At 66.1% G+C, this 26751-nt stretch carries 25 protein-coding genes and 1 pseudogene; 12 read left to right on the forward strand and 14 right to left on the reverse strand.

The window, feature by feature from the left end:
• Positions 1–18 precede the first annotated feature (18 nt).
• The 3 genes from CTP10_RS28715 (at position 19) to CTP10_RS28725 (ending at position 2662) form a co-directional block, all read left to right on the forward strand.
• Positions 19–1410: a tripartite tricarboxylate transporter permease gene (locus tag CTP10_RS28715; RefSeq protein ID WP_199414715.1), complete on the forward strand. Its 1392-nt coding sequence runs from the start codon at positions 19–21 to the stop codon at positions 1408–1410.
• A 110-nt stretch (positions 1411–1520) separates the two neighbouring features.
• Positions 1521–2408: an iron-containing alcohol dehydrogenase gene (locus tag CTP10_RS28720; RefSeq protein WP_233528393.1), complete on the forward strand. Its 888-nt coding sequence runs from the start codon at positions 1521–1523 to the stop codon at positions 2406–2408.
• Positions 2375–2662: a LysR substrate-binding domain-containing protein gene (locus tag CTP10_RS28725; RefSeq protein ID WP_334223315.1), complete on the forward strand. Its 288-nt coding sequence runs from the start codon at positions 2375–2377 to the stop codon at positions 2660–2662. Before CTP10_RS28720 ends, CTP10_RS28725 begins: the two co-directional genes overlap by 34 nt.
• A 93-nt stretch (positions 2663–2755) precedes the next feature.
• Here CTP10_RS28725 and CTP10_RS28730 read toward each other — a convergent pair whose 3' ends face one another.
• A complete protein-coding gene (locus tag CTP10_RS28730; RefSeq protein WP_116323070.1) occupies positions 2756–3769 on the reverse strand; it encodes a substrate-binding domain-containing protein in 1014 nt (337 codons plus the stop codon).
• 209 nt (positions 3770–3978) lie between these two features.
• Between CTP10_RS28730 and CTP10_RS28735 the strand changes: the two genes are divergently transcribed.
• The 3 genes from CTP10_RS28735 to CTP10_RS28745 are packed head-to-tail and all read left to right on the forward strand — an operon-like array spanning position 3979 to position 6411.
• Entirely contained in the window at positions 3979–4512 is a 534-nt protein-coding gene (locus CTP10_RS28735) for a carboxymuconolactone decarboxylase family protein (RefSeq protein WP_233528395.1), read from the forward strand.
• Positions 4505–5362 carry an SDR family NAD(P)-dependent oxidoreductase gene (locus tag CTP10_RS28740; protein ID WP_116323072.1) on the forward strand — a complete coding sequence of 286 codons (858 nt, stop codon included), beginning with the start codon at positions 4505–4507 and terminating at the stop codon, positions 5360–5362. The genes CTP10_RS28735 and CTP10_RS28740 overlap by 8 nt, the downstream gene beginning before the upstream one ends.
• Positions 5363–5403: 41 nt before the next feature.
• The gene (locus CTP10_RS28745; protein WP_116323073.1) at positions 5404–6411 is read left to right on the forward strand and encodes a Bug family tripartite tricarboxylate transporter substrate binding protein; all 1008 of its coding nucleotides are present in this window, start codon (positions 5404–5406) and stop codon (positions 6409–6411) included.
• A 98-nt stretch (positions 6412–6509) separates the two neighbouring features.
• On the opposite strand, the gene CTP10_RS28750 is transcribed toward CTP10_RS28745, so the two are convergent.
• The gene (locus CTP10_RS28750) at positions 6510–8066 is read right to left on the reverse strand and encodes a methyl-accepting chemotaxis protein (protein ID WP_116323074.1); all 1557 of its coding nucleotides are present in this window, start codon (positions 8064–8066) and stop codon (positions 6510–6512) included.
• 289 nt (positions 8067–8355) lie between these two features.
• Positions 8356–8817 carry a MarR family winged helix-turn-helix transcriptional regulator gene (locus CTP10_RS28755; RefSeq protein WP_116323075.1) on the reverse strand — a complete coding sequence of 154 codons (462 nt, stop codon included), beginning with the start codon at positions 8815–8817 and terminating at the stop codon, positions 8356–8358.
• Between the two features lie 68 nt (positions 8818–8885).
• Between CTP10_RS28755 and CTP10_RS28760 the strand changes: the two genes are divergently transcribed.
• A complete protein-coding gene (locus CTP10_RS28760) occupies positions 8886–9362 on the forward strand; it encodes a PaaI family thioesterase (protein WP_116323076.1) in 477 nt (158 codons plus the stop codon).
• Between the two features lie 54 nt (positions 9363–9416).
• On the opposite strand, the gene CTP10_RS28765 is transcribed toward CTP10_RS28760, so the two are convergent.
• From CTP10_RS28765 to CTP10_RS28780, 4 genes are all read right to left on the reverse strand, one after another.
• A complete protein-coding gene (locus CTP10_RS28765) occupies positions 9417–10181 on the reverse strand; it encodes a DUF4410 domain-containing protein (RefSeq protein WP_116323077.1) in 765 nt (254 codons plus the stop codon).
• A 292-nt stretch (positions 10182–10473) separates the two neighbouring features.
• A complete protein-coding gene (locus tag CTP10_RS28770; protein ID WP_116323078.1) occupies positions 10474–11892 on the reverse strand; it encodes an efflux transporter outer membrane subunit in 1419 nt (472 codons plus the stop codon).
• 56 nt (positions 11893–11948) lie between these two features.
• The gene (locus CTP10_RS28775) at positions 11949–15140 is read right to left on the reverse strand and encodes an efflux RND transporter permease subunit (RefSeq protein WP_116323079.1); all 3192 of its coding nucleotides are present in this window, start codon (positions 15138–15140) and stop codon (positions 11949–11951) included.
• Positions 15141–15153: 13 nt separating this feature from the next.
• Positions 15154–16398, reverse strand: a complete 1245-nt coding sequence (locus CTP10_RS28780) for an efflux RND transporter periplasmic adaptor subunit (RefSeq protein WP_116323080.1) — start codon at positions 16396–16398, stop codon at positions 15154–15156.
• 192 nt (positions 16399–16590) lie between these two features.
• Here CTP10_RS28780 and baeS point away from each other — a divergent pair, with 192 nt between their 5' ends.
• The 3 genes from baeS to CTP10_RS28795 all read left to right on the forward strand — a co-directional run bounded on the left by baeS (position 16591) and on the right by CTP10_RS28795 (position 19013).
• Positions 16591–17967: a sensor histidine kinase efflux regulator BaeS gene (baeS, locus tag CTP10_RS28785; protein WP_116323081.1), complete on the forward strand. Its 1377-nt coding sequence runs from the start codon at positions 16591–16593 to the stop codon at positions 17965–17967.
• Positions 17964–18656, forward strand: coding sequence for a response regulator (locus CTP10_RS28790; RefSeq protein WP_116323082.1), 693 nt, complete (start codon positions 17964–17966; stop codon positions 18654–18656). The genes baeS and CTP10_RS28790 overlap by 4 nt, the downstream gene beginning before the upstream one ends.
• Positions 18657–18806: 150 nt before the next feature.
• On the forward strand, positions 18807–19013 hold the full coding sequence (locus CTP10_RS28795) for a hypothetical protein (RefSeq protein ID WP_233528397.1): 207 nt from the start codon (positions 18807–18809) through the stop codon (positions 19011–19013).
• A 70-nt stretch (positions 19014–19083) separates the two neighbouring features.
• On the opposite strand, the pseudogene CTP10_RS28800 reads toward CTP10_RS28795, so the two are convergent.
• The 7 genes and pseudogenes from CTP10_RS28800 to CTP10_RS28830 all read right to left on the reverse strand — a co-directional run.
• Positions 19084–19371, reverse strand: a pseudogene (locus CTP10_RS28800) (Crp/Fnr family transcriptional regulator); the annotation flags it as partial.
• 6 nt (positions 19372–19377) lie between these two features.
• On the reverse strand, positions 19378–20349 hold the full coding sequence (locus CTP10_RS28805) for a Bug family tripartite tricarboxylate transporter substrate binding protein (RefSeq protein WP_116323084.1): 972 nt from the start codon (positions 20347–20349) through the stop codon (positions 19378–19380).
• 124 nt (positions 20350–20473) lie between these two features.
• Positions 20474–20980: a 2,4'-dihydroxyacetophenone dioxygenase family protein gene (locus CTP10_RS28810; RefSeq protein WP_116323085.1), complete on the reverse strand. Its 507-nt coding sequence runs from the start codon at positions 20978–20980 to the stop codon at positions 20474–20476.
• A 34-nt stretch (positions 20981–21014) separates the two neighbouring features.
• Positions 21015–21983 (reverse strand): Bug family tripartite tricarboxylate transporter substrate binding protein, encoded by a 969-nt coding sequence (locus CTP10_RS28815; protein WP_116323086.1) that lies wholly within the window; start codon positions 21981–21983, stop codon positions 21015–21017.
• Positions 21984–22167: 184 nt separating this feature from the next.
• Positions 22168–23145, reverse strand: coding sequence for a zinc-binding dehydrogenase (locus CTP10_RS28820; protein WP_116323087.1), 978 nt, complete (start codon positions 23143–23145; stop codon positions 22168–22170).
• A gap of 176 nt (positions 23146–23321) precedes the next feature.
• Entirely contained in the window at positions 23322–24353 is a 1032-nt protein-coding gene (locus CTP10_RS28825; RefSeq protein WP_116323088.1) for a LacI family DNA-binding transcriptional regulator, read from the reverse strand.
• A gap of 250 nt (positions 24354–24603) precedes the next feature.
• The gene (locus tag CTP10_RS28830; protein ID WP_116323089.1) at positions 24604–25146 is read right to left on the reverse strand and encodes a VOC family protein; all 543 of its coding nucleotides are present in this window, start codon (positions 25144–25146) and stop codon (positions 24604–24606) included.
• A 225-nt stretch (positions 25147–25371) separates the two neighbouring features.
• On the opposite strand from CTP10_RS28830, the gene CTP10_RS28835 reads away from it, so the two are divergent.
• Both CTP10_RS28835 and CTP10_RS28840 read left to right on the forward strand, forming a co-directional pair.
• Positions 25372–26151: an SDR family NAD(P)-dependent oxidoreductase gene (locus CTP10_RS28835; RefSeq protein ID WP_116323105.1), complete on the forward strand. Its 780-nt coding sequence runs from the start codon at positions 25372–25374 to the stop codon at positions 26149–26151.
• A gap of 86 nt (positions 26152–26237) precedes the next feature.
• Positions 26238–26675: an ester cyclase gene (locus tag CTP10_RS28840; RefSeq protein WP_233528396.1), complete on the forward strand. Its 438-nt coding sequence runs from the start codon at positions 26238–26240 to the stop codon at positions 26673–26675.
• The last annotated feature ends 76 nt before the right edge of the window (positions 26676–26751 follow it).

The following is a 26751-nucleotide window of genomic DNA, read 5'->3' on the forward strand; positions in this document are numbered from 1 at the left end:
CTTGCCGGAGACGCCATCATGATCGAATCCGTATTGCTGACCCATCTCCTCGTCGCGGCCGCCTGGGGGCTGGCCGGTGCCATCGCGTTCGCCGCCATCGGCCTGATTTCCGGGACGGACGAAACCACCACGCTGGCGCCGCTGACGCTGCTGGTGGTGCTTCTGGGCGCGCCGCCCGAAGGTGTGTTCACCTTCTTCCTCGCCGGCGCCGTGGCCAAGCACATGACCCACGCCATCCCTACCGCGCTGCTCGGCATCCCGGGCGACACGATGGCCACGCCGCTGCTGGAGGACGCCAATCACCTGCGCAACCTCGGGGTGCCGCATATTGCCCTGCGCAAGATGATTTCCGGTGCCATCATCGCGGCCTTCGTCTCGGTGCCGCTGGCAGTGCTGTTCGCCGTCATGCTCGCGCCGTTCGGTGCAACGATTACCAAGGCAGCGCCGTGGATCTTCGTCGCGGCAGCGGTGGCCATCGCCTACTGCTCGTCCGGAAAATGGGCCTCGGTGGCAACGCTGGTGCCGTTCGTGATCGTCATCGTGGCGCTGCAGGCCATGACTGCCAAGTTCGGCAGCAAGCTGAGCATCAGCTACTTCCTGGGTATTGCCATCGGACCGCTGATCGCGGACCTGTTCTCCATGCTCTCGCCCAAGGAGCGTGAACGTATGCGCCGGGATAAGGTCCGCGCGTTCGCATTGGCGCCCGACGTCAAGGGCTGGTCCGGCTATTTCCCCAATCCGGCGCGCGTGCTCGACAAAAGCCAGGTGAAATGGACGATCGGCGCCGCCGCCGTGTCCAGCGCGACGTTCGTCTTCAGTCCGGTCGCCATGACGGTGGTGCTGGGCGAAGTGGTCGGGACGCGCATCCGGCACGCGTATCACCGCCTGACCACCGTGCTGAGCGTGCGCAACGGCGTCACCGAGGCCACCTACATCGCTGAGGCGCTCATCCCGCTCATCGCGTTTGGCTTGCCGCTCAGCCCGGTCGCCGCCGGTCCCGCCGCACCGCTGTTCAACGCACCGCCGGTCTTCACCGTCGATGCCGGAACCGGCCAGACGCACAACCTGCACAACTTGCTGAGCCACTGGGAGTTCCTTGGCTATGGCCTGCTTGCGGTGGCGCTCGCCGCGCTGGTCGCCTACCCGTTCGCCATGAACTTCGCCCGCCGCTCGGCGCTGTTCGTCTCGCGCAGGATTTCGCACGAGGCCATCATCGGGACGTTCGTCGGACTGATCCTGGTAATCAGCGTCTGGGAGGGCGGCCTGGTCGGGCTGCTGGTCATCCTGACGATGGGCCTGCTGGGCGGCTTGCTCTCGCGGGTTATCGGCTTCAATACCGGCGTGCAGTTCATGGGGTATTACACGGCGGTGCTGACGGTGCCGGCATTGCTGAAGCTGATCGGCCTGTGACGGGTTCTGCCATCGCAATCCGCGATGGCGGATTCTCGATTCACTGATTTGCCGACGGCAAGCGCGGCGCGATCATCTGGCAACCTTTCCACACTTTGCAAGGATGTCAGATGCAGCACACCGAACCCAGGCGCTACCGCTTTACCGGGCATGAGCGCGTCTTCCACAACGTTTCGGCCATCGACGCCCTGCCGGACGTGCTGGCGTTATTCGGGTATCGCCGCGTCTTCGTCGTGTGCTCGCGCTCGATCCGGACGAAGACGACATGGATCGACCGCTTGCAGGCGCGGCTTGGCGAGCTGATCGTCGGCCTCACCGATGAAGTGGGGGAGCATTCGCCCCTGTCCAATGTGCTGAAGGCAGCCAGGCAGGTGCGCGAGGCCCGCGCGGACGTGATCGTGTCGGTTGGTGGCGGGTCGGTCATGGACATGTGCAAGGCGATGCAACTCTGCATCTCCGAAAACGCCTGCGACCGCGAGTCCCTGCTCAGGCTGCAGTTCGTCTTGTCCGCCGACGGCACCGAGATGCTGACCACCTCGCACGCCCCCGCGGCGATCCGGCAGATTGCGATTCCGACGACGCTGGCCACGTCGGAGTGGACCCCGGTCAGCACGCCGGTCGACGACCAAACCCGGCTGAAGGCCCGCTTCGTGGTTCCCGACGGCTCGCCGCAGGCAATCCTCTACGACCCAGCGCTGCTGCGGCAGACACCGGTTCGGCTGCTGTGGTCAACCGGCGTCCGTGGCCTGGACCATGCGATCAACACGGCCTGCTCGTCTTCGCCCCATCCTTTTGCCAGCCTGTTGGCCGAGCAAGCCATTGCGTTGTACCTCCGACACCTGCCGCAACTGGCGGACGCCAGCGCCCCGGAAGCGCTGGCTGCCTTCACGCAGTGCCCGCTGGCTACATCAATATGCAATTGCTGCGCCATGCCAGCGAGCATGGCGTGCCGGCTAAATTCCGCATGCAAGTCAACAGCTACGATGCCGTCTGCCTGATGGTGGAATCCGACATGGGCATCGGCATCCTGCCGGTCAGCCTGGCGCAGCGCTATGCCCGGACCATGGCTATCCGCGTGGTCAGGCTTGATGCGCCCTGGGCACACCGCAAGCTGAACCTTTGCATCCGATCCTACGAAGCCTTGCCCGTCGCTGCGCGCAAGCTGGTCGACCACCTGTGCCCATCGGCACAGGCGATCATCGCTGCCGCTTCCGATCTGGCGCCTAGTCCACGGTTGCGCCGGCGGTCCTGACGATGTCCGCCATCGCACCATCGCCGATGGAGATGGCAGGCCTGCGCGCTGCCATCGCCCTGCAAAGCTCGCCGTCGGCTACTCCCAACGCCGTCACTTTCGCATCGCACAGGACTCGCCGAGCACGAGATCCAACGGCAGATTTACCTGGCGTGCGGGGACATCGACCACGCCCTCCAGTCTGTCCAGCATCAACTGCGCCGCTGCTTGCGCCGCCGCTTCGATATTGAAGCGCAGCGTTGTCAGCGGGGGATACATCAGCTCCAGTGTTTCCGGGGTACCAATGCCTATCACGGAAAGGTCTCGCGGAATATCCAACCCGGCTTTCCGCGCCGCATAGATGGCACCCGAGAGCAAGCGGGTGCCAAGCCCGATCATTGCGGTGGGTGGCTCTTTAAGGGCAAGCATCGCGCTCATCTGCGCTCGCGAGGAATCCACCGCAGACCGTGACATGAATACCAGTGCCGGGTCATAAGGGATCCCCGCTGCCTGAAGGCCATCCTGGTACCCCAACAATTTCTCGCGCCCCGGCCGAATGTGCTCACCGGGGCCGAACAAGGCAATGCGGCGATGGCCAAGGGAAACCAGGTAGTCCACTGACTGCCGCACGCCGGCGCGATGGTCGAGCATGACCGCATCCATCGGCGTTGGTGTCTCCCTGTCAAGAATGACAACGGGCAGGCCACATGCACGGAACACAAAGTCCGCGGGCGACTCGCTCTCCACACTGGGCGCGGCAATGATGCCCTCAAGCCGCCGCGTCTCGAAGAGTGTGACCAGTTCACGATCGCGGTGAGGCTGGTCCAGCGTATTTCCCACAATGACCGAATAGCCGGCCGCCTGCAGGTGACGCTCCACCTCGCTGAAATGGGCAGCCAGCAGCGGATTGCGAATGTTCGAGACCAGGTATCCGACCGTGTGGCTGCGACCTGTGCGCAGGTGTTTCGCGGCAAAGCTTGGCGCATACCCCAGCTTGTCCACGGCAGCCAGGACCCGTGCGCGCAGTGCAGCGCTTGCGTAACCCGTTTCATTCAACACACGCGACACGCTGCCGATTGAAACGCCCGCAGCCTCAGCTACATCCCTCACCGATACGCGTTGCGTCATGGTCTTCCCTAATGAAAACGTTCCACAGTTGGACGCCATTTTTTCCGACTGCTAATTTACCACCACGCCGTTTTTCAGTGTTTTGCCGCTCTGAAAACGTTTTCCGAATTCTGTATAGAGGCGCCGCCGGTGCCCGCACCGGAGACCCACCGCTTTACCCATCAACCATGCGCCGCGCCAACGCGGCCAGAGGAGACCCTATGGCTCGCATGCCATATTTTGACGTCAACGAAGTGACCGGCCCGCTCGGCGAGCTGGTGCGCGGCCGTCCGCCGCTCAACCTGTACCGGATCCTTCCCAACGCGCCCGAGACCGCTATCGGCTTCCTGTCGCTGGGGCGCGCCATTCTCACCAGATCCGCGCTGCCCGCAACGCTGCGCGAACTGGCCATCCTCAGGGTGGGCGCACTGTGCAGGGCTACCTACGAGATCCACCAACATCGCCGGGTGGCGCGCGCCGCCGGCTTGCCCCAGGCAAAGATCGAAGCTGTCCTCAGGCCGGAGTCCACCGACGGCCTCGACCCGCGCGAGGCGCTGGTGGTCGCGTTCACCGATGCCGTGGTGCGGGACGTCAAGGCGCCCGAGGAACTCTATGCGCGCATAGCGAAGGAACTTGGAGACCAGCAGACCATGGAACTGCTGGTGACCATCGGCTACTACATGCTGGTGTCACGCCTGCTGGAAAACCTGGAAGTCGATATTGAGAACCCGCCGATTGAACATCTGGAGATGCCCCGTGACTGATACCCTGCAACCGCGTCCTGACCAACAACTTTTCGCGCCCGCGCTGGGCACTGTCCGGCGCGAGGGGCGCCTTGCCGGCCGTCGTATCCTGGTGGTCGGCGCTGGCCAGCGCCAGACCGTGGATCAGGTCCCTTCCGTCGGAAACGGCCGGGCCATGTCCGTGCTGTTTGCGCGCGAGGGTGCGGCAGTGACTTGCGCCGACATCGACCCCGGTGCCGCCCAAGGCACAGCTGACTGGATCGCTCGCGAAGGGGGCCGGGGCTTCGTCGTGCAAGCTGACGTTTCCGACCCTGCCCAGATTGCGCGGATGGTGCGCGAAGCCGTCTCGGCCATGGATGGCCTGGACGGGCTGGTCGTCAATGTCGGCATCGGCAACCAGAACCGCTTCGGCAGCGAGAATCCTGCCGACTGGGATCGTGTACAAGACCTGAACCTGCGGGCGCCAATGTTCTGCGCGCAAGAGGCGGCGGCGGTCATGCCACCGGGCAGCGCGGTCGTTTTCGTCGCCTCCACTGCGGCGATTTCGCCTCTGAGCGGCCTGCCGGCCTATGAATCGTCCAAGGCCGGGCTGATGGCGCTCGGTCGCGCCGTCGCCTTTGCCGGGCAAGGCACAGGCCTGCGCGCCAACGTGCTCGCGCCTGGCTTGATCGACACGCCAATGGGACGCGACGCCTCCCGCGCCCGACCGTCGCGCGCGGCGCGCCCGCTGCCGTTTGGCAGGCAGGGAACGGGCTGGGAAGTCGCCAACGCCGCGCTCTTCCTGATCAGCGCCGAGTCCTCCTACGTCAACGGGCAGATGCTGGTCGTGGATGGCGGACTGTCCATCGGTGCCGTGCGCGCCGCAGCCTGAGCCACCCGGCGCCGACCGGGCATACCAAGGAGGAGACACGAATGAAAATCTGGAATCCACACGCCGGCCTGGCTGCCGTGGCGTCACGATACTTAGCGTGGTGTGCATGGCTCGCCTTAGCCTGCACGACCAGCACAGCGCTCGCAGACACCTGGCCCGCGCGGCCAGTGCGGCTGATTCTTCCGAGCGCAGGTGGCAGCGGCCCTGACACGATCGCGCGAATTTTTGCGGAACGGCTGAGTCGGGCACTGAAGCAACCTGTGGTCGTGGACAACCGCCCCGGCGCCAACGGCGTCATTGGCGTCGACGCCGTGGCAAAGGCTGCTCCCGATGGCTACACGCTGCTGTTTGCCAGTTCGTCATCGACCGTCATCAGCCAGGCGTTGCTGAACAAACTTCCATTCGACGTGACGCGTGACCTGGTGCCGGTGGCACAGATCTTCTCCGGCGGCATCCACCTGGTGGTTTCCAACGACTTCCCGGCGCAGGATCTCAAGACCTTCGTGACGCTGGTGAAGGCAAACCCCGGCAAATACGACTACGCAACCTGGGGGCCAGGATCGACGGGGCAACTGGTCATGGAGTCCCTGAAGCGCCGGAACGGCCTCGATATCCGCCACGTTCCCTACAAGACAATCAGTCAGATTTACCAGGACATGCAGGGCGGGCGGATCCAGGTCGCCTTCGTCGATGCCACCAGTTCGGTGCCCCTGATCCAAAGCGGAAAGCTGCGCGGCATTGCCATCACCGGCTCTCACCGGGGACCGGCGCTGCCAGCGTTGCGAACCATGACGGAACAAGGCTACCCCTTCGATACCGATGCCTGGTATGGGGTCTTCGCTCCCAAAGGAACACCCCAATCCGTGGTGGCGGCGGTACACCGCGAGATTCTGGGTACGCTTTCAGCGCCTGAACTGCGCGAGCGGTTCCTGCAACTCAACCTTGTCGACCCACCGCTGAAGACGCCGGAGCAATTCGCGCAGACGGTGCGAGCCGACCTGCTGGTATGGCAGGACATCGCAAGAGCCAACCAGATCCACCTGGACTGAGGCCCGTTCCATAGGCCACCTCGGCTGTCTTCCGCCACCCGAGTGGGAAAGCCCGGAAAGCCGATTGTCTCTCCGGGCTTCTTGCCGCCCGGCGCCACCTAGCTCGCAAGGACGTTCACCGCGTCTTCCAGCGCCTGGGCCTGCTGCTTCAGCCCCAACGCCGCCGCGGCGGACTCCTCGACCAGTGACGCGTTCATCTGCGTGATCTGCGTCAGTTGCTCGACCGCCGCGCTGGTCTGCTCGATCTCGACGCTCTGGCCCCTGCTGGCATTGGCAATCGCCGAAATCGTCCCGATCAGCGCCGAGACGGATTGTTCGACACGGTCCATTTCGCTGCCGGCACTGGCCGCAGCCGCAGTGCTGGCCTCTACCACTTCGAGCGAGTTCTCGATCAGCGCCTTGATCTGCTTGGCGGCCGCCTCGGAGCGCTGGGCCAGCATGCGCACCTCACCCGCCACCACCGAGAAGCCGCGCCCGTGCTGTCCCGCGCGTGCCGCCTCCACCGCGGCGTTCAGGGCCAGCAGGTTGGTCTGCATGGCGATGTCGTCGATGACCGAGGTGATTTCGGCAATCTTGCGCGACTGTGTGCTGAGCTGTTCCATCATCGTGGCCGCGCGGCGCACCCCACCTGCGGCTGCGCAAGCTGCCTCGGCCGTACGGCGCCCTGCCTGGTGGGCCTGTTCGGCATCGCTCGCATTCTGCCAGGCGGTCTCCGTGATCTGCGCGAGCGTGGCGGTCGTTTCTTCAATGGCGCTGGCCTGTTGCTCGGTCCGCCCGGACAGGTCGGCATTGCCGCTTGCCAGTCCGACGGAAGACTGCCATACGCCGGCGATCGACGTCCGCGTATCCAGCAGCACGCCGACCAGACGCGCATTCATCTGGTTCAGGAAGCGGCCAAGCCGATGCGTCTGCGCGTCGCCGCACTCGGGAAAGCGGTGCTGCAACTGCCCGGACAGCACGGCCAGCGCGCTGCGGTTCAAGCCCATCAACGGCCTGAGTATGTTCAGCACCAGATAGCAGGCGGCCGCGCCGCACAGCGCAGCGGCCGCCCCGGCCAGCGTCCAGGTGACGGCAGGCGCAGCCGACCAGAACGTCGCACCCGCCGCCGCCATCAGGATCAGCACGATCTGCGCGAACTGGACCGCGAGCAGGCGCGCCACCACAGGCAGCCGCAGCATGCGCTGGATGACACCTGCGGCGCCCCCGCGGAAAGCTTCGCCGCCCGACAAACGCCAGCGGGAATGCGCCCCGCGCTGCAGATCGGCGTAAAGGCGCGTTGCCGCGGCAATCTGGGCCCGCGCCGGCTTGGTCCGCACCGACAGGTAGCCCGCGGGCTTGCCGTCCTGGAAGACCGGCGTGACATTGGCCAGCACCCAATAAAAGCCGCCATCCTTGCGGCGGTTCTTCACCACCCCGGTCCACGGTGTGCCTGCGCGGATGGTGTCCCACATATCGGCAAACGCGGCCGCTGGCATGTCGGGGTGGCGGATGATGTTCTGCGGCTGGCCGATGACCTCGGCACGCTCGTAGCCGCTGCTGCGGAAGAACGCCTGGTTGGCGTATTCGATATTGCCCCGCACATCGGTCCTGGTGATGATGACCTCGCCCGATGGCAATTCGTACTCTTTGTCTGTGACCGGCAGATTCACTCTCATATGGCTGGTTGTCTGTCTTGATGCAACCTCGCTCCGACTTTGCCTGAAAGTCGCCCCTTGTTTCCCGGCCCAGCTCCGGATCGCCGGGCCGCGCGGAAGTATTCCCGATGCGCTTCACCATGAGGAGGTCGTTCGCGGCGAACATCGCTGCCGCTTGACCTGGCGCAATTGCAATGCACCCTTACCCCTTCGGACGGATTGCATCAGGGCGCAAAGGGCACCGCTGCACCAAGAGCTCGACGGACCAGGCAAGCTGCGGCCTCGAGCAAGCCGACAGGCTCCGCTCAAGCTACTCTGCCAGCCTTGCTGTGACGTCGCCCAGCATGTTGCACGACGCCAGCCCCAGCTTTTTATGCAAGGCGCGGTGGGCGGGTTCCCACAGCGCCAGAGCCCGTTGCAAGCCAAAGGCACCCGCCTCCGTCAACCACACCGCGCGGCGACGGCGATCGGCCTCGGACATGACGACTTCCACCAGTCCCGCGCTGGCAAGCTGATCCACATTCCTTGACATGGTCGATTGATTCAGCCCGGCGCGTTGCGCCAATGCGCCAAGCGTGTCGTCTGTTGCTGACGCGATCAGGCACATCAATCCAAATTGCGTGCTGGACAGCCCCGATGGCGCCAATGCCTCATCCAGTTCCGCGGTGATCCTGCGCGCCAGCAGGCGTGACGACCAGCCGAGGTCGACATCGAGAACCCCGGCGGCGTCGGCGCGCAGCGTCCTGGCTTCTCCTTGCTTTCGCTTTTTCATGACGTTAGCATATGCAGATGCATTGTTTGTATCTGCATATATTATCAACGACGAGGAGATCTGACGAGATGGAATACCGATATGGCCTGGCCTCACCCGCCGACGTCGCAAACATGAACGGCAGGGCAATTCTTCAAGCCATTGTGGACGGACATCTTCCGCAGCCGCCCATCTCGCAGGTCCTCGACTTCTGGCTGGTCGAGGTCGGCGACGGCTTCGCCGCGTTCGAAGGCGAGCCGTCTTCCCGACTGCTCAATCCGATGGGCACCGTGCACGGCGGATGGCCGCTGACGCTGATTGACAGTGCGACCGGTTGCGCAGCCAGCTCCCTGCTTCCCGCTGGCGTCGGTTACACCACTGTCGAGACGAAAGGAAATTTCTCCCGACCGATCAAGCCTGACACAGGCAGGGTTCGCGTCGAAGGCCGCGTGATCACCCAGGGCCGCCAGATCATTACCGCGGAAGCCCGCGTGCTGGCGAAGGACGGGCGCGTCCTGGGCCATGGTACGTCGACCCTGCTGGTGCTATCGGCCGCGCGGGAATAACCGGCGAGCGAGGCGAACGCCAGGGGAAGTCGCCCGCCAGCCGCCGCCCTGCCATCAGTTGATCGGCCGCGCCGCCATCCACCCTTCCTCCTGGCTGGCGGCTGCCACCTGCTTGCCGATCGAATCGCCCAGGCGCGTGGCATCGGCGTAGATGGTGTCGTGCTTCACTTCGGACACGCCATGCACCCCCGTGCCGGCCGCGGCGGCGACAGCCACGTGACCGGCCACGGCGCCGACGCCTGCGGTCTCGGCAACGCCCGGGATATGACCGCTGTCGGCATCGGCGACAAAGCTCTGCAGCGGCACCGGCGCACCGTTGGCCGGCTGGTACGAGATGCGTACTTGCGCCCCGACCTCGCTCTTGCCGGCACCGAGGCCGACCAGCAGGCGGCGGCGGCTGGTGCCTTCGTCGATCTTGCGGAAGTCGCCCTCGACCACCAGGGCGTTGGCGTTTGCCGGCGCCGGCGCGTCCGAGCGGACCGCGTTCAGGCCCTGCGCCCGCAGGGTACGCACGATCTCGTTGGCCACCTGCTCGCGCGCCTCGGTGGCGGCCTGCGCTTGTGCGCCGGCAGTCGAGCCACCAGCAACCATCGTCTTCACCTTCTGCATCAGGCCCCCGTCAAGCTGCACCTGCCCGGCATCGGCGCTGAAGGCATGCACGTAGATGACGTCGGCCTGCACCGTCTGCATCAGGCCCGTCTGATCGATGCCGGTGACGCCGGCGCTGGCGCAGCCAGCCGTCAGCATCGCGCCGGCCGCGAGAGCGGCGATGGCCACGCGCCTGGTCTTGGTGGCAATGGCCTGGAAAGTGTTCTGCATCTTGAATCCTTCATTGGCACCCGCGTGCCGTCGGTGGTCTGAAGCGCTGTCACCGACAATCGCTGGATCCGGGACAGGATCACAAACCATCGGAGAGCATGTCATCGCGCCGGGGCTCAGTGTGGCTGTGCGTTGCGGCGCGGTGACCAGAGTATGGAAAACGCTGCCGCTGTATGCCAGGCGGGAATTATTTCGTCCGATGTCATGGCACTTGCAGAGAGGGAGCGATGTGGCGCAGACGGTACGCACCAGTGGCGCGCGCCGTCTGTCCGGCACCTTGAAGGCGGACTACTCAAGCGCCGGCATCGGCACCCCCGCCGAGCACCTTGAACAGGGCCACGCGGTTGCTGCGCTCGGTCAGCTGCAGCGTGATCAGGTTCTGCTGGGCGCTGTACAGCGAGCGCTGCGCGTCGAGAGCGTTCAGGTAGCTGTCGGCGCCACTGCGATAGCGGGCGTCGGCCAGCTTGTAGCTGCGCGAAGTGGCGTCGACCAGGGCCTGCTGCGCCGCCAGCCGCTGCTGAACCGTGGCGCGCACCGCCAGGGCATCAGCGACCTCACGGAACGCGGTCTGGATGGCCTTCTCGTACTGCGCCACGGTGATCTCGCGCTGGATCTTCGCAGCATCCAGCGAGGCGCGCAGGCTGCCGGCATTGAAGATCGGCACGCTGATGCTCGGCGCGAACGACCACGCGTAATTGACGCCCGAGAACAGCCCGGCGAGCTGGGTGCTGCTCTGCCCGGCCGCGGCGGTCAGCGTGACGGTGGGGAAGAACGCCGCGCGCGCCGCACCGATATCGGCGTTGGCGGCCTTGAGCGAATGCTCGGCCGACAGCACATCCGGGCGCTGCAGCAGCACGGTGGAATCCAGGCCGGCCGGGACCGGCGCCAGTGCCACCGGCGTGTCCAGCGTATCGCCCGGCAGCATCGCATCGGGCACCGCCGCGCCGACCACAAGCTCCAGTGCATTGCGATCCTGTGCGACCTGCGCCTGGTAGGTCGCCACGTCGACACGCGCGCTTTCCACGCTGGTCTGCACCTGCGCCAGATCCAGCCCTGACGCAATGCCCTGTGCGTGCTGGTATTCGGTCAGCTTCAGCGTTTCCTGCTGGCTCGCCAGCGTCTGCTGCGCGAGCGCCAGGCGCTGGCGGTCCGCCGCCAGTGTCAGCCAGTCGGTCGCGACCTCCGCCACCAGCGCCAGGCGCGTGCTGCGCTGGGTCTCGTCGATCGCCAGCCAGTTTTCCAGTGCCTCGTCCTTCAGGCTGCGGATGCGGCCGAACAGGTCGAGCTCCCAGCTGGTCATGCCGACGTCGGCCGACACCTGCCGGCTGACCGCTGCAGTGCCGGTACCGCTGACGGAAGCCGTCGCGCGCGATGCGCTGTAGCCGCCGCCGGCGCTGACCGCCGGGAACAACTCGGCGCGCTGGATCCGGTACTGCGCGCGTGCCTTGTCGATGTTGAGCATGGCTACGCGCAGGTCGCGGTTCTGCTGCAGCGACAGTGCGATCACCCGCTGCAGGCGTTCGTCCTGGAACACCTCGCGCCAGTCGATCTCCGCGACGGCCCGTGCATCGGCACCGGCCGGCGACGATGCGGCACCGGTGTCGCGCCAGCCGCTGGCCACCGGCGCGTCCGGCCGCTCGTACTGCGGCGCCATGCTGACGCAACCGGCCAGCATCAGTGCTGCCAGCAAGCCGGCAACCTTCGTCACCACGCCAGAGCGTCCCAGTCGCCGGCCTGCTTCCCGGCGATTCAATGTATTGCCCCACTTCACGACTTCACCTCCTCAATGCCACCCTGCGTCGGTTGCGCCGATTGCGCCGATTGCGCCGATTCGTCGGCATGGCGCTTGCCCGGGAACAGCGAGCGCACGATCACATAGAACAGCGGCACGAAGACAATGCCCAGCACCGTCGACAGCAGCGTGCCACCCAGCACCCCGGTGCCCAGCGAATGGCGTCCGCCCGAACCGGCACCGCGGCTGATGACCAGCGGCAGCACGCCCAGCATGAACGCCAGCGACGTCATCAGGATCGGCCGCAGCCGCATCCGGGCTGCGTGCAGCGTGGCGGCGACCAGCGAACGGCCCTGCGCTTCCAGCTCGCGCGCGAACTCGACGATCAGGATGCCGTTCTTGGCTGCCAGCCCGACCGTGGTCAGCAGCCCCACCTGGAAATAGACGTCATTCGACAGCCCGCGCAAGGTGGTCGCGACCAATGCCCCGGCAATCCCGACCGGCACCGCCAGCATCACCGAGAACGGGATCGACCAGCTTTCATACAGCGCCGCCAGGCACAGGAACACGAACAGCAGCGAGACCGCATACAGCAGTGGCGCCTGAGCGCCCGAGAGCTGCTCCTGGTATGACTGGCCGGCCCATGCGTAGCCAAAACCTCCCGGGAGTTGCGCCACCAGCCGCACCATCTCCTGCATGGCCGCGCCGGAACTGACGCCCGGCGCCGCCTCGCCGGTGATCTCCATCGACGCCGAGCCGTTGAAGCGCGACAGCGATTGCGGCGCATAGGTCCAGTCGCTGGTGGCGAAAGCCGAGAACGGCACCATCTCGCCCGCGCTGTTGCGCACGTACCAGCGGCCGATATCCTCCGGCGTCATCCGCGCGGAGGCGTCGCCCTGGACGTAGACCTTCTTGATGCGGCTGCGGTCGACAAAGTCATTGACGTAGTTGCCGCCCATCACGGCCGACAGCGTGCTGTTGATGTCCGTGGCCGACAGCGAGAGCGCACCGGCCTTGCGGTCGTCCACCTTGACTTCGAGCGTGGGCGCGTCTTCCAGGCCGTTGTAGCGCACGTTGCGCAGCAGCTTGCTTTCTGCGGCCAGTTTCAGCAGCCGGGTGCGCGCCGCCACCAGCCCTTCGTGGCCGGCGCCGCCAAGGTCCTGCAGGCGCATCTCGAAGCCAGCGGTCTGGCCCAGCCCCGGAATGCCGGCGGGCGCCAGCGCAAAGACGCGCGCGTCGCGCTCGGTGCCGGCCATCGCCGCGGTAATGCGGCCGGCAATCTCCTGCGCGCTCGCCTTGCGTTCGCTCCAGTCCTTGAGCCGGATAAAGCCCATCCCCGCGTTCTGGCCGCTGCCCGCGGTACTGAAGCCGGCCACGGTGAACACCGAGCTGATCTCGGCCTGCCCGCGCGCATAGCTGCCGAGACGGTCCATCACCTGCAGCGTGCGCTGCTGGGTGGCGCCGGGCGGCAGCGTCACCATGACCATCAGCGTGCCCTGGTCTTCCTCGGGCAGGAAGGAGGTCGGCAGGCGCCAGAACAGCAGCGCCATCGCCACCAGCAGCAGCGCGTAGATGGCCATGCCGAGCTTGCGCCGGCCCGTCACCAGACGCGCCACGCCATTGCGATACAGATCGGCCCCGCGGTCGAAGCGCTGGTTGAAGCGGTGGAAGAATCGTCCCAGCAAGCGCCCCGGCACGCCCCGCTCCGACACCGCGCCGCCGTGCGCCACCGGCTTGAGCAGGCTCGCGCACAGCGCCGGCGTGAGCGTCATCGCCACCAGCACCGACAGGATCATCGAGGCCGCGATGGTCACCGAGAACTGGCGGTAGATCATGCCGGTCGAGCCGCCGAAGAACGCCATCGGGATGAACACCGCGGTCAGCACCATGGCGATGCCGACCAGCGCGCCCTGGATCTGACCCATCGACTTGCGCGTGGCTTCGCGCGGCGACAGGCCCTCTTCGCTCATCACCCGCTCGACGTTCTCGACCACGACGATGGCATCGTCCACCAGCAACCCGATCGCCAGCACCATGGCAAACATGGTCAGCGTGTTGATCGAATAGCCGAACGCCGCCAGCACGCCGAACGTTCCCATCAACACCACCGGCACCGCGATCGCCGGGATCAGCGTGGCGCGCCAGTTCTGCAGGAACAGGAACATGATCAGCACCACCAGCACGATCGCCTCGGCCAGCGTCTCGACCACTTCCCTGATGGAGATCTTGACGAACGGCGTGGTGTCGTAGGCCACCTGGTACTTCATGCCCGCGGGGAAATATGGCTTGAGCTGCTCCAGCCGCGCATTGACCGCCCTGGAAACATCCAGCGCATTGGCGCCGCTGGCCAGTTCGATGCCCATGCCGGCGGACGGCTTGCCGTTGAAGCGGCCGGTGGCGTTGTAGCTCTCGCTACCCAGCTCCACGCGCGCCACGTCGCGCAGGTAGACCGCGGCGCCGGCACTGTCGGTCTTGAGCACGATCGCGCCGAACTGCTCCGGCGTCTTCAGCCGGCTGCGCGCCTTGACGGTGGCGGTGATCTGCTGGCCGTCGACGGCCGGCAGGCCGCCGATCGAACCGGAAGACACGTCGGCGTTCTGCGCCGAGATCGCGCTGGCGATGTCGGACGGCATCAGCGCATAGTGGCGCAGGCGCTCGGCATCGAGCCAGATCCGCATCGCGTACTTGGCGCCCATCACCTGCACATTGCCGACGCCGTTGACGCGACTGACCGGATCCTGCAGCGACGATGCCATGAAGTCGGCAATGTCGGTGCTGGTCATGCTGACGTCGTCCGAGGTGAACGACAGCACCATGAACATGCTGCCGCTCGACTTCGACACGGTCACGCCGGTATTGCGCACGGCGTCGGGCAGCATGGCCTCGGCCTGCTGCAGCTTGTTCTGGACCTGCACCTGCGCGGTATCCGGGTCGGTGCCCGACTCGAACGTCAGCGAGACCTGCGCGCTGCCCGACGAGGTGCTGCTCGACGACATATACATCAGGTGGTCGAGCCCGTTCATCTGCTGCTCGATGACCTGCGTGACCGAGTTCTCGACGGTCTCGGCCGAGGCGCCGGTATAGGTGGCGCGGATCGAGACCGAAGGCGGCGCGATGCTCGGGTATTGTTCCAGCGACAGCGTGGTGACGGACAGCAGGCCCGCCAGCGTGATCACGATGGCGATGACCCAGGCGAAGATGGGGCGGTCGATAAAGAAACGTGCCATGGCTGCGGTTTCCTCAGGCCTGCTTGCCGGCAGCAGCCGTTGCGCTGGCAGGTCCCGCCGTGGCAGATGCACGGGCGCCGGCCTCGACGGTCTTTACCGCCTGCCCGATCACCACGTTCTGCGTGCCTTCGACGATGACCTTGTCGCCCGCCTGCAAACCCGAGGTCACCACCCAGCGGTCGCCGTGGGTCTGGCTCACGCCCAGCACTTGCTGCGCGACCTTGCCGTCGGCGCCCACCACCAGTGCGGTAGCCTCGCCCTTCGTGTTGCGGCTGACCGCCTGTTGCGGCACCAGGATCGCCTGCTCGTCCACGGCCATCGGCAGCACCGCCTTGACATACATGCCGGGCAACAGCAGGTGGTCGGGGTTCGGCACCACCGCGCGCAGCGTCACGCTGCCGGTGGTCTCGTCGACCGAGGCGCCGACGAACTCCAGCGTGCCGGTGCGCGCGTAGGCGCTGCCGTCTTCCAGCTGGATGTGCACCTCGGCCTTGCCGTCGACGGCTTTGAGCTTGCCCGCGTCGAACTGGCGGCGCAGCCTGAGCATCTGCGCGCTCGACTGCGTGACATCGACGTAGATGGGGTCGAGCTGCTGGATCTTCGTCAGCGCGGTTTCCTGCTGCGCGGTCACCAGCGCGCCCGGCGTGGAGGCCGAGGTGCCGATGCGGCCCGAGATCGGCGCGGTGATACGCGTATAGCCCAGGTTGATGCGCGCGCTGCGCAGCGTCGCTTTTGCCGCGACCACGGCGGCCTCGGCCTTGCGCAGCGTCGCGACGGTGTCGTCGCCATCCTGCTTCGACACGGCGTCGAGCGCCACCAGGTTGCGGTAGCGCTCGGCCTTGGGGCGCGCGGCCAGCACATCGGCCTCGGCCTGCGCCAGTTCGCCCTTCGCGGTGTCGTAGGCGGCCTGGTAGGTGGCCGGGTCGATCTCATACAGCGCCTGGCCGGCCTTTACGTCAGCGCCTTCGGTGAACAGCCGCCGCAGCAGGATGCCGCCGACCTGCGGGCGCACGTCGGAGGCCTGGTAGGCGCGGGTTCGGCCCGGCAGCGCGTTGTCGAGCACCAGGCGTTCGGTCTTGACGGTCACCACGCCGACTTCGGACTGCGGCCGGGGCGGCGCGGCGGGCTTCGAGCAGGCCGACAGGGCGAACGCGGCGGCGCATGCAATCGCCAGGACCAGCGCAGCACGGCGTGGCAGGGCGCGCGGGCCGCGCGATGTGGCGCCGGCGCTGGCGGCGAGGGGGCGGGATTGCGGCATCTGGATCGTCTGGCTTTTTTGGGATGACGCCATCCTCGTCCAGCAATGTGCAGCAAATATGGAGATTGCGCAGGATCGGCGGAAAGGCCTTGATCTGGCCCCGCAGGCCGGGGTTAAGATGCTGCATCGTGCCCATTGCCGCATTGCCGCCATTGCTGCCATTGCCACAGCGCGGCCGCCCGCCCCCGCTCCATGAAGATCAGCATCACCGCCAAGCTCTTCGCCGCCATCCTGGCGGCGTGCATTACCGTGCTCGTCGTGCAGTCCACCGCCATGCGCGTGAGCTTCCAGCACGGCTTTGTCGACTACCTGGATGGCGAAGGCGTGGAGCGCATGGAGCAGGCCATGCCGCGCGTGGTGGCCGCCTATCGCGAGCACGGCAACTGGGACTTCCTGCGCACCGATTTCCGCGCATGGTTCCGCCTGCTGGTGCCGCACCCGGACGCCGGCCCGCCGCCGGCGCCCACCACCGCCGACGAAACCGGCGTGATCCCGCGCATCGGCCTGTTGGACGCCGCGCAGCGCCGCGTCGCCGGCAATCCCAATGTCGACACCGCCGCGATCCGGCGCCCGGTCATCGTCGATGGCCGGCTGGTGGGATGGATCGGCATGGTGTCGTTCGAGCAGGTCATGTCCTCGCGCGAGACCGCGTTCCTGGGCGAGCAGCGCAAGGCCCTGTGGCTGATCGGGCTGGCTTCGGTGCTGGTCGCGATCGCGCTTACGCTGGTGGCGACACGCGCGCTGCTGCGCCGGCTGCGCGCCGTGGCGCAGGGCACGCATGCGCTGGCCGCGGGCAACTACGCCTCGCGCATCGACCCGGGCGCGCCCGACGAACTCGGCACGCTGGCGCGCGACTTCAACCACATGGCGCAGGCGCTGGAGAACAACGAACGCACGCGCCGCGCCTTCATGGCCGACATTTCGCATGAGTTGCGCACGCCGCTTGCCGTGATCCGCGCCGAGGTCGAGGCCATCCAGGACGGCATCCGCCCGCCCACGCCGCAATCGCTGGATGCCATGCACCAGGAGGTCGGCCGGCTCGGCAAGCTGATCGACGACCTGCACGACCTGTCGCTGACCGATGTCGGCGCCTTTGCCTACCGCCGCGCGCCGATCGACCTCGGCACGGTGCTGCGCGCGGCGGCAGACGGCATGCGCGCGCGCTTTGCCGCCGCCAGCCTGCGCCTGGAAGAAGAACCCGCGGCGCAGGCGCTGATCGTGCTGGGCGACGAGCGCCGGCTGCACCAGTTGTTCGCCAACCTGCTGGAGAACGCGCTGCGCTACACCGATGCCGGCGGCGTGGTGCGCGTGCATTGGACGCGCCAGGCCGACAACGTAGTGGTGCGGGTCGAGGACAGCGCCCCCGGCGTGCCCGCCGACAAGCGCAAACAACTGTTCGAGCGCTTCTACCGCGTCGAAGCGTCGCGCAACCGCGCCAGCGGCGGCAGCGGCCTGGGCCTGGCCATCTGCCGCAACATCGCCGAGGCGCACCAGGGCGCCATCCGCGCTGACGCTTCGCCGCTGGGCGGGCTGCGCATCACCATCGAACTGCCGCTGGACGCAGCATGACCGAAGACAACCAGGCCAGACCACCTGGCCACATCCTGATCGTCGAAGACGAACCGCGGCTCGCCGCCGTGCTTGGCGACTACCTGCGCGCGGCCGGCTACACCCACCACTGGGTCGCCGACGGCGATGGGGCGCTGCCGGCCTGGCGCGCGCAGCGGCCCGACCTGGTGCTGCTCGACCTGATGCTGCCGGGCCGCGACGGCATCGACATCTGCCGGGCGTTGCGAGCGGAGAGCGCGGTGCCGGTGATCATGGTCACCGCGCGCGTCGAGGAGATCGACCGGCTGCTCGGGCTTGAAGTCGGCGCTGACGACTACATCTGCAAGCCGTTCAGTCCGCGCGAGGTCGTTGCACGCGTGGGCGCGGTGCTGCGCCGCCATCGCCTGGTGCCCGGCACACAAGCCGCCGGCCCGTTGCAGCTGGACGAGGCGGCAGGCCGCGCCAGCGTGAACGGCGGGGTGCTGGACCTGACGCCGGTGGAATTCCGGCTGCTGCGGATGCTGTACCGCGCGCAAGGACGCGTGTTTTCGCGCGACCAGCTGCTCGACGGGCTGTATGACGACCACCGCGTGGTGGCCGACCGTACCGTTGACAGCCACGTCAAGAACCTGCGCCGCAAGCTGGCCGACGCGGGCGGCGAGGACTGGATCAAGTCGATCTACGGGGTGGGATACCGCATGGAGTTGTAGTGGACCGGGCTGTGGCGGGCATGCCAATACCTCAGCACTGAAATGCCAATCCGCGACAGTCTTCTTCGGTTCACCTGCCGATAATCGTCTCCAGCACTGCCGTTCCAAACCGGCCTGGCAGCGCCTCACAAAAGCGCGACGGAGACTTCCATGACGACAACAACCCCTGGCGCAGCCCTGCGCACGCTTCGCGAACGCGTGGTTCGCGATCACTTTGCCGACGAGATCCGGAGGATCTACTACGACAGCCTGACCATGATGCAGCAGCTGCTGGCCGGCTTGCCAGCCGGGCAGAAGGCGCAGGCCATTGCCGGCCTGCTGCAGGACAAGGCGGCGGACGTAGCCGCCGCGGCGTAATTCCGCGGTGGTCGACGATGGCGTGGAACGCCTGCGCGGGGACCATCAGCACCTCGCAATCGACCACCGCACGCGCGTCATAGACACGGGGCGCATCCATGACCAGCCAGACCTCGCCGAACCATTGCCCGGGCTCCAGCACACTGAGCACGGCCTCGCGGCCGTTGGCCGCCGTGACGCTGAAGCGCATCCGCCCACGCTCCACGCAGAACAGCGCCTCCGGCGACGAGCCATATGTGAACAGCACTTCGTTCTTCGCCAGGCGCCGGCGCATGACTCGGGCGCGCAACGCCGCCTCCAGTTCGGGAGACAGCAGTTCCGGACCCGGATCGCGGCCGGCTTGCGCTAAGCCTGGCATGGGTGGTCAGTCCAGTGTGATGTTGGCCTCTCGGGCCACACCCTTCCAGACCTCGATCTCGCGCACGTTGATGGCAGCCTGCTCTGCGCCACCGAGATAGTCGGGCGTGATGCCCCAGTCGGTCATCCTTGCCTTGACGGTGGGGTCCTGCAGCGTATCTTTCAGCGCCGTCGCGATCTTGTCGACGATCGGCTTCGGCAGGCCTGCTGGCGCGTACATCGCCCAGCCCGTCCATTGGTCGAAGTCGACGCCCTGCTCCTTGTACGTGGCAACGTTCGGGAAGTTGGAAGTCCGCCGGGTGCACATCGCCAGCGGCTTGATCTTGCCTGTCTTCACCGCGGTCGTGCCGGACCCGATATCGAGCCAGCCAACCTTGATCACATCGCCCATCATGGCCGTCATGACTGCGGCACCGCCCTTGAACGGAATATGGTCAAGCTTGATGCCCGTTTTCTGCGCCAGTACTTCAGCGCAGAAGTGCCCCGTCGAGCCCGGGCCCCAGGTGCCGAACTGGATAGGCTTCTGGCTGCGCCTGGCGAGTTCGACGAACTCCTTGAGATTGTTGGCAGGCAGGTCTGCATTGGCGACCAGAATGATCGGCGAGGTGCCGACCCTTGCCAGCGTCGTCAGGCCCTTGACCGGATCGTAGGGCAACTGGCGATAAACCGCCGGCGCCAGCGTGGTCGTGGTCATCGTGCCCAGGGCGATCGTGTAGCCATCGGGCCTGGAATGCGCCAGTTGACCGATCGCAATCGTGCCAGCCGCGCCGGCGACGTTCTCCACGACGAACGGCTGCCTGAGGCGCTTGCTCAGATGACCGCCCAGCAAACGGCCAAAGGCATCCGCGCCGCCCCCAGGGGCAGAGGGCACGATCAGCTTGACCGGGCGGCTGGGGTAGTCGACCGGGGGCTGGGCCAGGGCGACGGTTGGGACCGACAGGCAGATCGCCACGACACCGCTGAGGAGGGAATGCTTCATCACTGTTGTCTCCGGAGTTTCTTGTTGTGGCCACGTTGATGCATGGATGAGCATGGACACCGCTTCATCGATGCCTGCTGTTCGGGGCAGCCGGCCTGTGCAGCCCGCCGGCGCCTGCTCCGCCTCAGCCCACGGAGAACTCCGCGCCGCCTTTCGGGCGGATATAGCGCGGGACGGGAATCCCGGCCTTGCGCGCTGCGGCGAGGAGGCCTTCTTCAATGGCGCCGGCATCGCGCACCTGCTGGAATTCGTCTTCCGAGAATATGATGTTGGCGCCGTACACGACCATGAAGCCTTCGGCTGGCTCCGTAGCATCCGCCGGCACGGAGAACGTATGCACCGAGCCGCCGGGCTCATACAGGTAGCTGCCCGCGGTTTGCGGATCCTCGGGATATTCGACGTAGTTCCACTGCCCTTTGGTCGTGAAGAAGTGCACGGTACCGGTGTGGAAATGCGGCGGGAGCGTCGTGCCCGGCTCGAACTTCCCGTACAGCACCCAGACGCCGTTTTCCCGATCGAGGAACAGCGGGATGATGGTAGAGCCCGGCTCGGATCCGGGGAACTCGCGCGATTCATGAATGTTGACCGTCAGCAGCCGGTCCTGGTGCGTGACAACCTTTGGCAATGGCATTGCTATCTCCAAGAACGTGGGATATGGGGAATGTTTAGTCCAGCTTGATATTGGCTTCGCGCGCGACGCGCTTCCACACCTCGATGTCGCGCGCATTGATCGCGGCCTGTTCGCTTCCGGGAACATAGTCCGGCGTGATGCCGAGGTCGGCCATCTTGCTCGTCACCGCCGGATCCTTGAGCGCGTCCTGCACTGCAGCCGCAAGCTTTTCCGTGACCGGCTTTGGCAGGCCCGCCGGCGCGAACATGGCCCATCCCGTCCATTGGTCGAAATCGACCCCCTGCTCCTTGTAAGTCGGAACATTGGGAAAGTTCGCCGTGCGACGCGTGCACATGGCCAGCGCCTTGATCTTGCCGGTCTTGACCGCCGACGTGCCGCTGCCGATATCCAGCCAGCCCAGCTTCACCACGCCTCCCAGCATGGCAGTCACCACGGGCGACGTGCCCTTGAACGGGATGTGGTCCAGCTTGATTCCGGTCTTCTGCGCCAGCACCTCCGCGCAGAAGTGACCGGTGGAGCCAGCCCCCCAGGTGCCGAACTGCAGCGGCGAAGCACTCTTCTTTGCCAGGGCCACGAGTTCCTTCAGGTTGTTGGCGGGGAAGTCCTTGGTGGCAACCAGGATGATCGGTGACGTTCCCACGCGGGCGATGGTCGTCAGGTCCTTGACCGGGTCGTATGGCAGCGCCTGGTAGACGGCCGGCGCCAGCGTGGTGGTCGTCATCGTGCCAAGGCCGATCGTGTAGCCATCCGGCGTGGCACGCGCGAGCTGCCCGATCGCGATGGTGCCGGCCGCGCCGGCATTGTTCTCGACGACCAGCGGCTGCTTCAGGCGCCGGCCGAGCTGGTCCGCGAGGATCCTGGCGAACACGTCGCCGCCACCGCCCGGTGCGGTCGGGACAATCAGGCGGATCGGCCGGGTCGGATAGCTGGCTTCGCCCTGCGCCTGCGCGCCAAATGACAGCGCGGCGGCGGCGAGGAAAGCGAGGGCGGCGTACTTCTTCATCTTTGTCTCCAGCTTCTGTGTTTCACGCGTTGATGGCGCCGTGTTCCGTTGCCGTTCAACGTGGCATCTCATGGAACATGGTGAAACGTTTCCACAAATTGTGCGACGGTGCCCGCTCGAATCAAATGGTGGTAAACCCGTGAGAGTCTTGCGAGGTTTTGCTGGCGCCAGCGGCGCGGATGTCTTATGCGTCCTGCGTCAGGACGATCTTTCCAAAATGCGTATTCCTGCGCATCAGCTCGCAGGCTTCCGCGACACGCTCCAGCGGCAACCTGGCATCGATGGGCAGGCGAAGCTGTCCTTGCCGGAGCGCCGGCCAGAAATCTCGCTGCACCCGTTCCGCAATGACGCCGAACTCCTCGACGGTACGCGTCCGGAAGGTCATGCCGAGGTACCGGATCTGCCGCAATGAATGGAGGTCGAAGTCGAATTCACCGCTCTCCCCCGCCATCCGGCCGATATTGACGATGCGGCCGCCAATCTTCACTGCGCGCATGCTGTCGTTGATATAAGGGCCGGCCAGGAAATCGACCAGCAGGTCCACGCCGCGGCCACCGGTGTGTTCCAGCACGGCGTCCAGCCAGTGCGGATCGTTGCTGTCGAGCGCGATGTCGGCGCCGAACTCCGCCAGGCGCGCCCGGCGGTCGGGCTTGGTCGAGGTGCCGATGACCACGCTGGCGCCGAAGTGCTTTGCCACCTGCAGCGCCATCAGGCCAACGCCGGAAGACGCACCGAGCACCATTACGCTTTGCCCGGTTTCAAGCCCGGCCAGATGCCGCATCGCCGTATGGGTGGTGCGCAGCGCGACGGACAGGCAGGCGCCGGTCTCGTAATCCATCTCCGGGTCAGGAAACGGAAAGGCGCGCCGCCAATCGGTGACGGCATACTCCGCAAAGCCGCCGAGGCCCGAGCACATCACCTTGTCGCCAACCTTGTACACCGTGACCTCCGCGCCGACCGCGACGACATCCCCGGACCACTCCAGGCCCAGCGGCGTGCCGGTCCCGCCAGCCGCCCCATGTGCTTTCCCGTCGACCAGCGACAGATCGGCGCGATTCAGGGAACTGGCCCGGACCTTCACGAGGATCTCGGTGGCCTTGGGTCGAGGGATCTCCAGCTCTGCAAAAACAAGTCCCGTCTCACCGCGAATCGCAGCTTTCATTGCGCGTATCTCCTGTCGAATAATTCTGGGTACGTGTGCACCGCATCACTGCCGCGGTCACGTGGGGCGCATTCATTGTAGAAACGTTTTCGCATTTTACGCAAGAACTGCCGGACAAAAAAATGCCGCCTCGAACAGGGGCGGCATCGGTGATCAGGGAAGCGCTTGTGGCGCGGCTACGCGGTGGCTTTCTTGCGCGCCGTAGCGGGACCGCATGACTCGCGGAGCACGAGTTGCGTGGTGATGACAATGGTTTCGGGCTCGACGTCTGCGCCGCGCTCCAGTTGCTTGAGCATGAGCTGGGCGAGCACTGTACCGACGATCTCAAGATCCCATGTCAGCGATGTGATGGATGGGCTGAACAGTTGCGACAGGTCGGTATCGCCGATGCTGATGACGCTGACATCGCCGGGAGCCGTGCGGCCGGTATGCCGCATCGCTTGCAACACCCCGGCCAGGATGCGCGTACCAAGACACATGAACGCCGTGGGCGCTTCAGACCCCGACAGCAGCGACAGTGCTTCGGTGAACGCGAAGTCCATTGCTGATTTCTCGCAGCGGATCAGCTTGGGCACCGGCTTGAGACCCTCCTCCTTGTACGCCTCCTTGAATCCGGCGATACGTTCCCGCCCCGGGCGCAGGACGCTGCCCGGGGTCAGCAGCGCAATGCGCGTGTGGCCCAGGTTGAGCAGGTAACGGGTAGCCTGCAGCGCGCCGTTGTAGTGGTCGACATAGACGCCGGTGCCGGTCGGACCGAAATCGCGGTCAAGCGCGATGACCGGCATCTCCTGCGAGAGTTGCTCCAGCAGCCTTGGGTTCTCCGTCTCGCAGGGGCCGAGGATCAGGCCGTCCACGCGCCGGCGGCGGAACAGGTCGATCAGGTTCTTCTCGCGCTTGCCATCGTTATGCGTGCTGGCGATCAGCAACGCATATCCGGCGGCCTGCAGCGCGGCCTCCACGGAGGTGATGATCCTGGCGTACAGCGGGTTGGACAGATCCGAAACGATCAGGCCGATGGCTCCGGACGAGCGCGTACGCATGCTCTGTGCGATCGCGTCGGGCTCGTACCCCAGCCGCCTGGCCGCCTTGGAAACGGCGGCAATCGCCGCTTCGCTGACGCGACCGGCACGATTGAGCGCACGGGACGCCGTGCCAATCGAGACGCCGGCCTCCTTGGCAACTTCCCGGATCGTGATGCGTGGCTTCATCAACGTTTCACGCCAGGTTGAGCCGCCACGGGCTTCGCACAAGACTGCAACATCAACTCCCTCCCCTGTTCTTTTACCGCCGGCCGCCACGGCAGGCGCGGCGATCCGGCGGCGAGTTATGCGTCATTTCCCGGATGCCAAGCATTCTAGCTCACCGGATGACGCGGACTCCCCGGGGTCCGCGGCCGGCACGGCGGCCGGCGGGGATTGCGGGCGATGGCAGCCGGAAAGGCCTGCCTGCCGCGCCTCGCTATCGCGGCGCGCCGATATGGTGGATCGCCTGCCCCTTGCCGTCCCAGGCCAGCCCGGCACGCCTGACCTCGGCAAAGTACTCGCCCTTGCCACCGGTCAGCTCGGAAATCTCGAACATGCCGCTGGGCAGTCCCGGATGCACAAAGTAGGCAAAACGTCCACGCGGACCCATCCGGCCGCCGTGCCCCTCAACGTAGCCGGCCTCCAGCAGGTGGGCCACGATTTCGTCAAAACGGTCTTCCGTCCAGTAGGCAATATGCTGCGCACCTTCGCCGCTGCGCTTGAGCGAGTCCAGGTAGAGCGACGGCGCGTCGTCCCGCTGCTGGATCAGCTCGATCTGCAGGTCGCCCGAGTTGGCCAGCGCGATCGACAGCTTCGGCGGCGTCGCGGGCTTGCCGTAGTAGCGGTACTCCGTGGTGCCCACGTCTTCCTTGTAGAACCACGGTCCGACGCCGAGCTTCTCCGTCCAGTGAGCCATCGCCTTCTCGATGTCGCTCACCACGTAGCCAAGCTGCCGGACGCCGCCGAACAAATAACTCATTGCTGTCTCCTTGTCGTCTCAGGGTTGCCGTCCCGCTAGTGCGGAAACGTTTTAACAATATACGCGTAGCGGCCCGGTTCAGGTGGGTAGTGTTTACCATGATTGTCCAGATTTTAAGCCGAACAAACAATCCTGAATCGTTGTGGAAACGTTTCTTCATTTGCGTAACACAAGGTGATATGCAGGAAGCTGCGCTTGCAGGACAACTCACAGGAGACCATCGAGATGACTCAGTTCAAGGACCAGGTAGCGCTGGTGACCGGCGGTGCAAGCGGCATCGGCGCCGCAACCGCGCGCCTGCTGGCAGAACGCGGCGCGCGTGTCGTCATTGCCGATCTTGCGAGCGGCAACGGCGCCGCTGCGGCGGACCGGATCGGCGCCGCGTTCATGGCGCTGGACGTGACCAGCGAGGCGGGCTGGAAGGCCACGATCGCAGCGATCCTCGAGCGTCACGGGCGGCTCGACGTGCTGGTCAATGCGGCGGGTATCGTCGGCGATGTGGTCAACGGCACGCTCGCCAACACTACCCTCGCTGACTTCCGGCGCGTCATGTCGGTGAACCTGGACGGCACCTTCCTGGGATGCCGGGAAGGCGTCGAGGCCATGCGCAAGACCGGCAAGGGCGCCATCATCAACCTCGCCTCCGTCGGCGCGTATTACCCGACGCTTCAAAGCGTTGCCTACGGCGCCAGCAAGGGCGCGGTGACCCAACTGACCAAGACCGTGGCGCTGGCCGGGGCCGAGAACGGCCACCAGATCCGCTGCAACTCCGTCCACCCCGGCAAGATCGCCACGCCGATGCTCGAAACGATCTTCGACCAGTACAAGCAACGCCAGGCGGCCGGCGGCGTCGATCCCCGAACGGCTGGCCGGCGCATTCCGCTCGCCGATGAAGGCAAGCCCGAGGATGTCGCCAACCTGATCGCCTTCCTGGCGTCGGACGATGCCGGCTACATCACGGGCGGCGAGTTCACCGTGGACGGCGGCTGGCGGCTGCTGCGCTGACACCGCATTCCAATCCCATATGGCGACTGGCGCAGCGCGGGTCGATGCCAGTCGCCGGTCCTTCCCGCAAAAACCTGATGGAGAACATGATGTCCGAATCCCTGAACGCCGCACGCATCCAGACCGTGCGTGATCACATGGCCCTCGAGTGCACGCACGAATGGGATGCCGTGATCGACACCTTTGCGCATCCCCGGTACGAAATGCACGCCACCGGCACGGTGTTCGATGGCGAAGAAGAGGTGCGCGGCTACTTCGATTCCTCGCGCGCTGCCTTCCCGGACCTGGCCAACGAGATCATCGCCATCGCCGCCGCGGACGACACCGTGCTGGTCGAGTTCTGGCTCTCGGGCACGCACCTTGGCGATCTGAAGGCGAATGGGAAGACCTTCCCGCCCACCGGCCGCAAGTTCCGCGTGCGCATGGCCGCGACGTTTGAATTCGCGGCGGATTCGGACAAGATCATTTGCGAGCGCCCCTACTCCGCCACCGACGCCAAGCTGCGGGCCCTCGGACTGCTCTGACGCGCCGCGGCGAATCCGGCAAGAGGCGAGCGCCTGGGGCCCCGCCTCTTTTCATGGGTCAGGCGGCCGACGTGTG

This window comes from Cupriavidus sp. P-10 (assembly GCF_003402535.2).
GTDB lineage: Bacteria > Pseudomonadota > Gammaproteobacteria > Burkholderiales > Burkholderiaceae > Cupriavidus.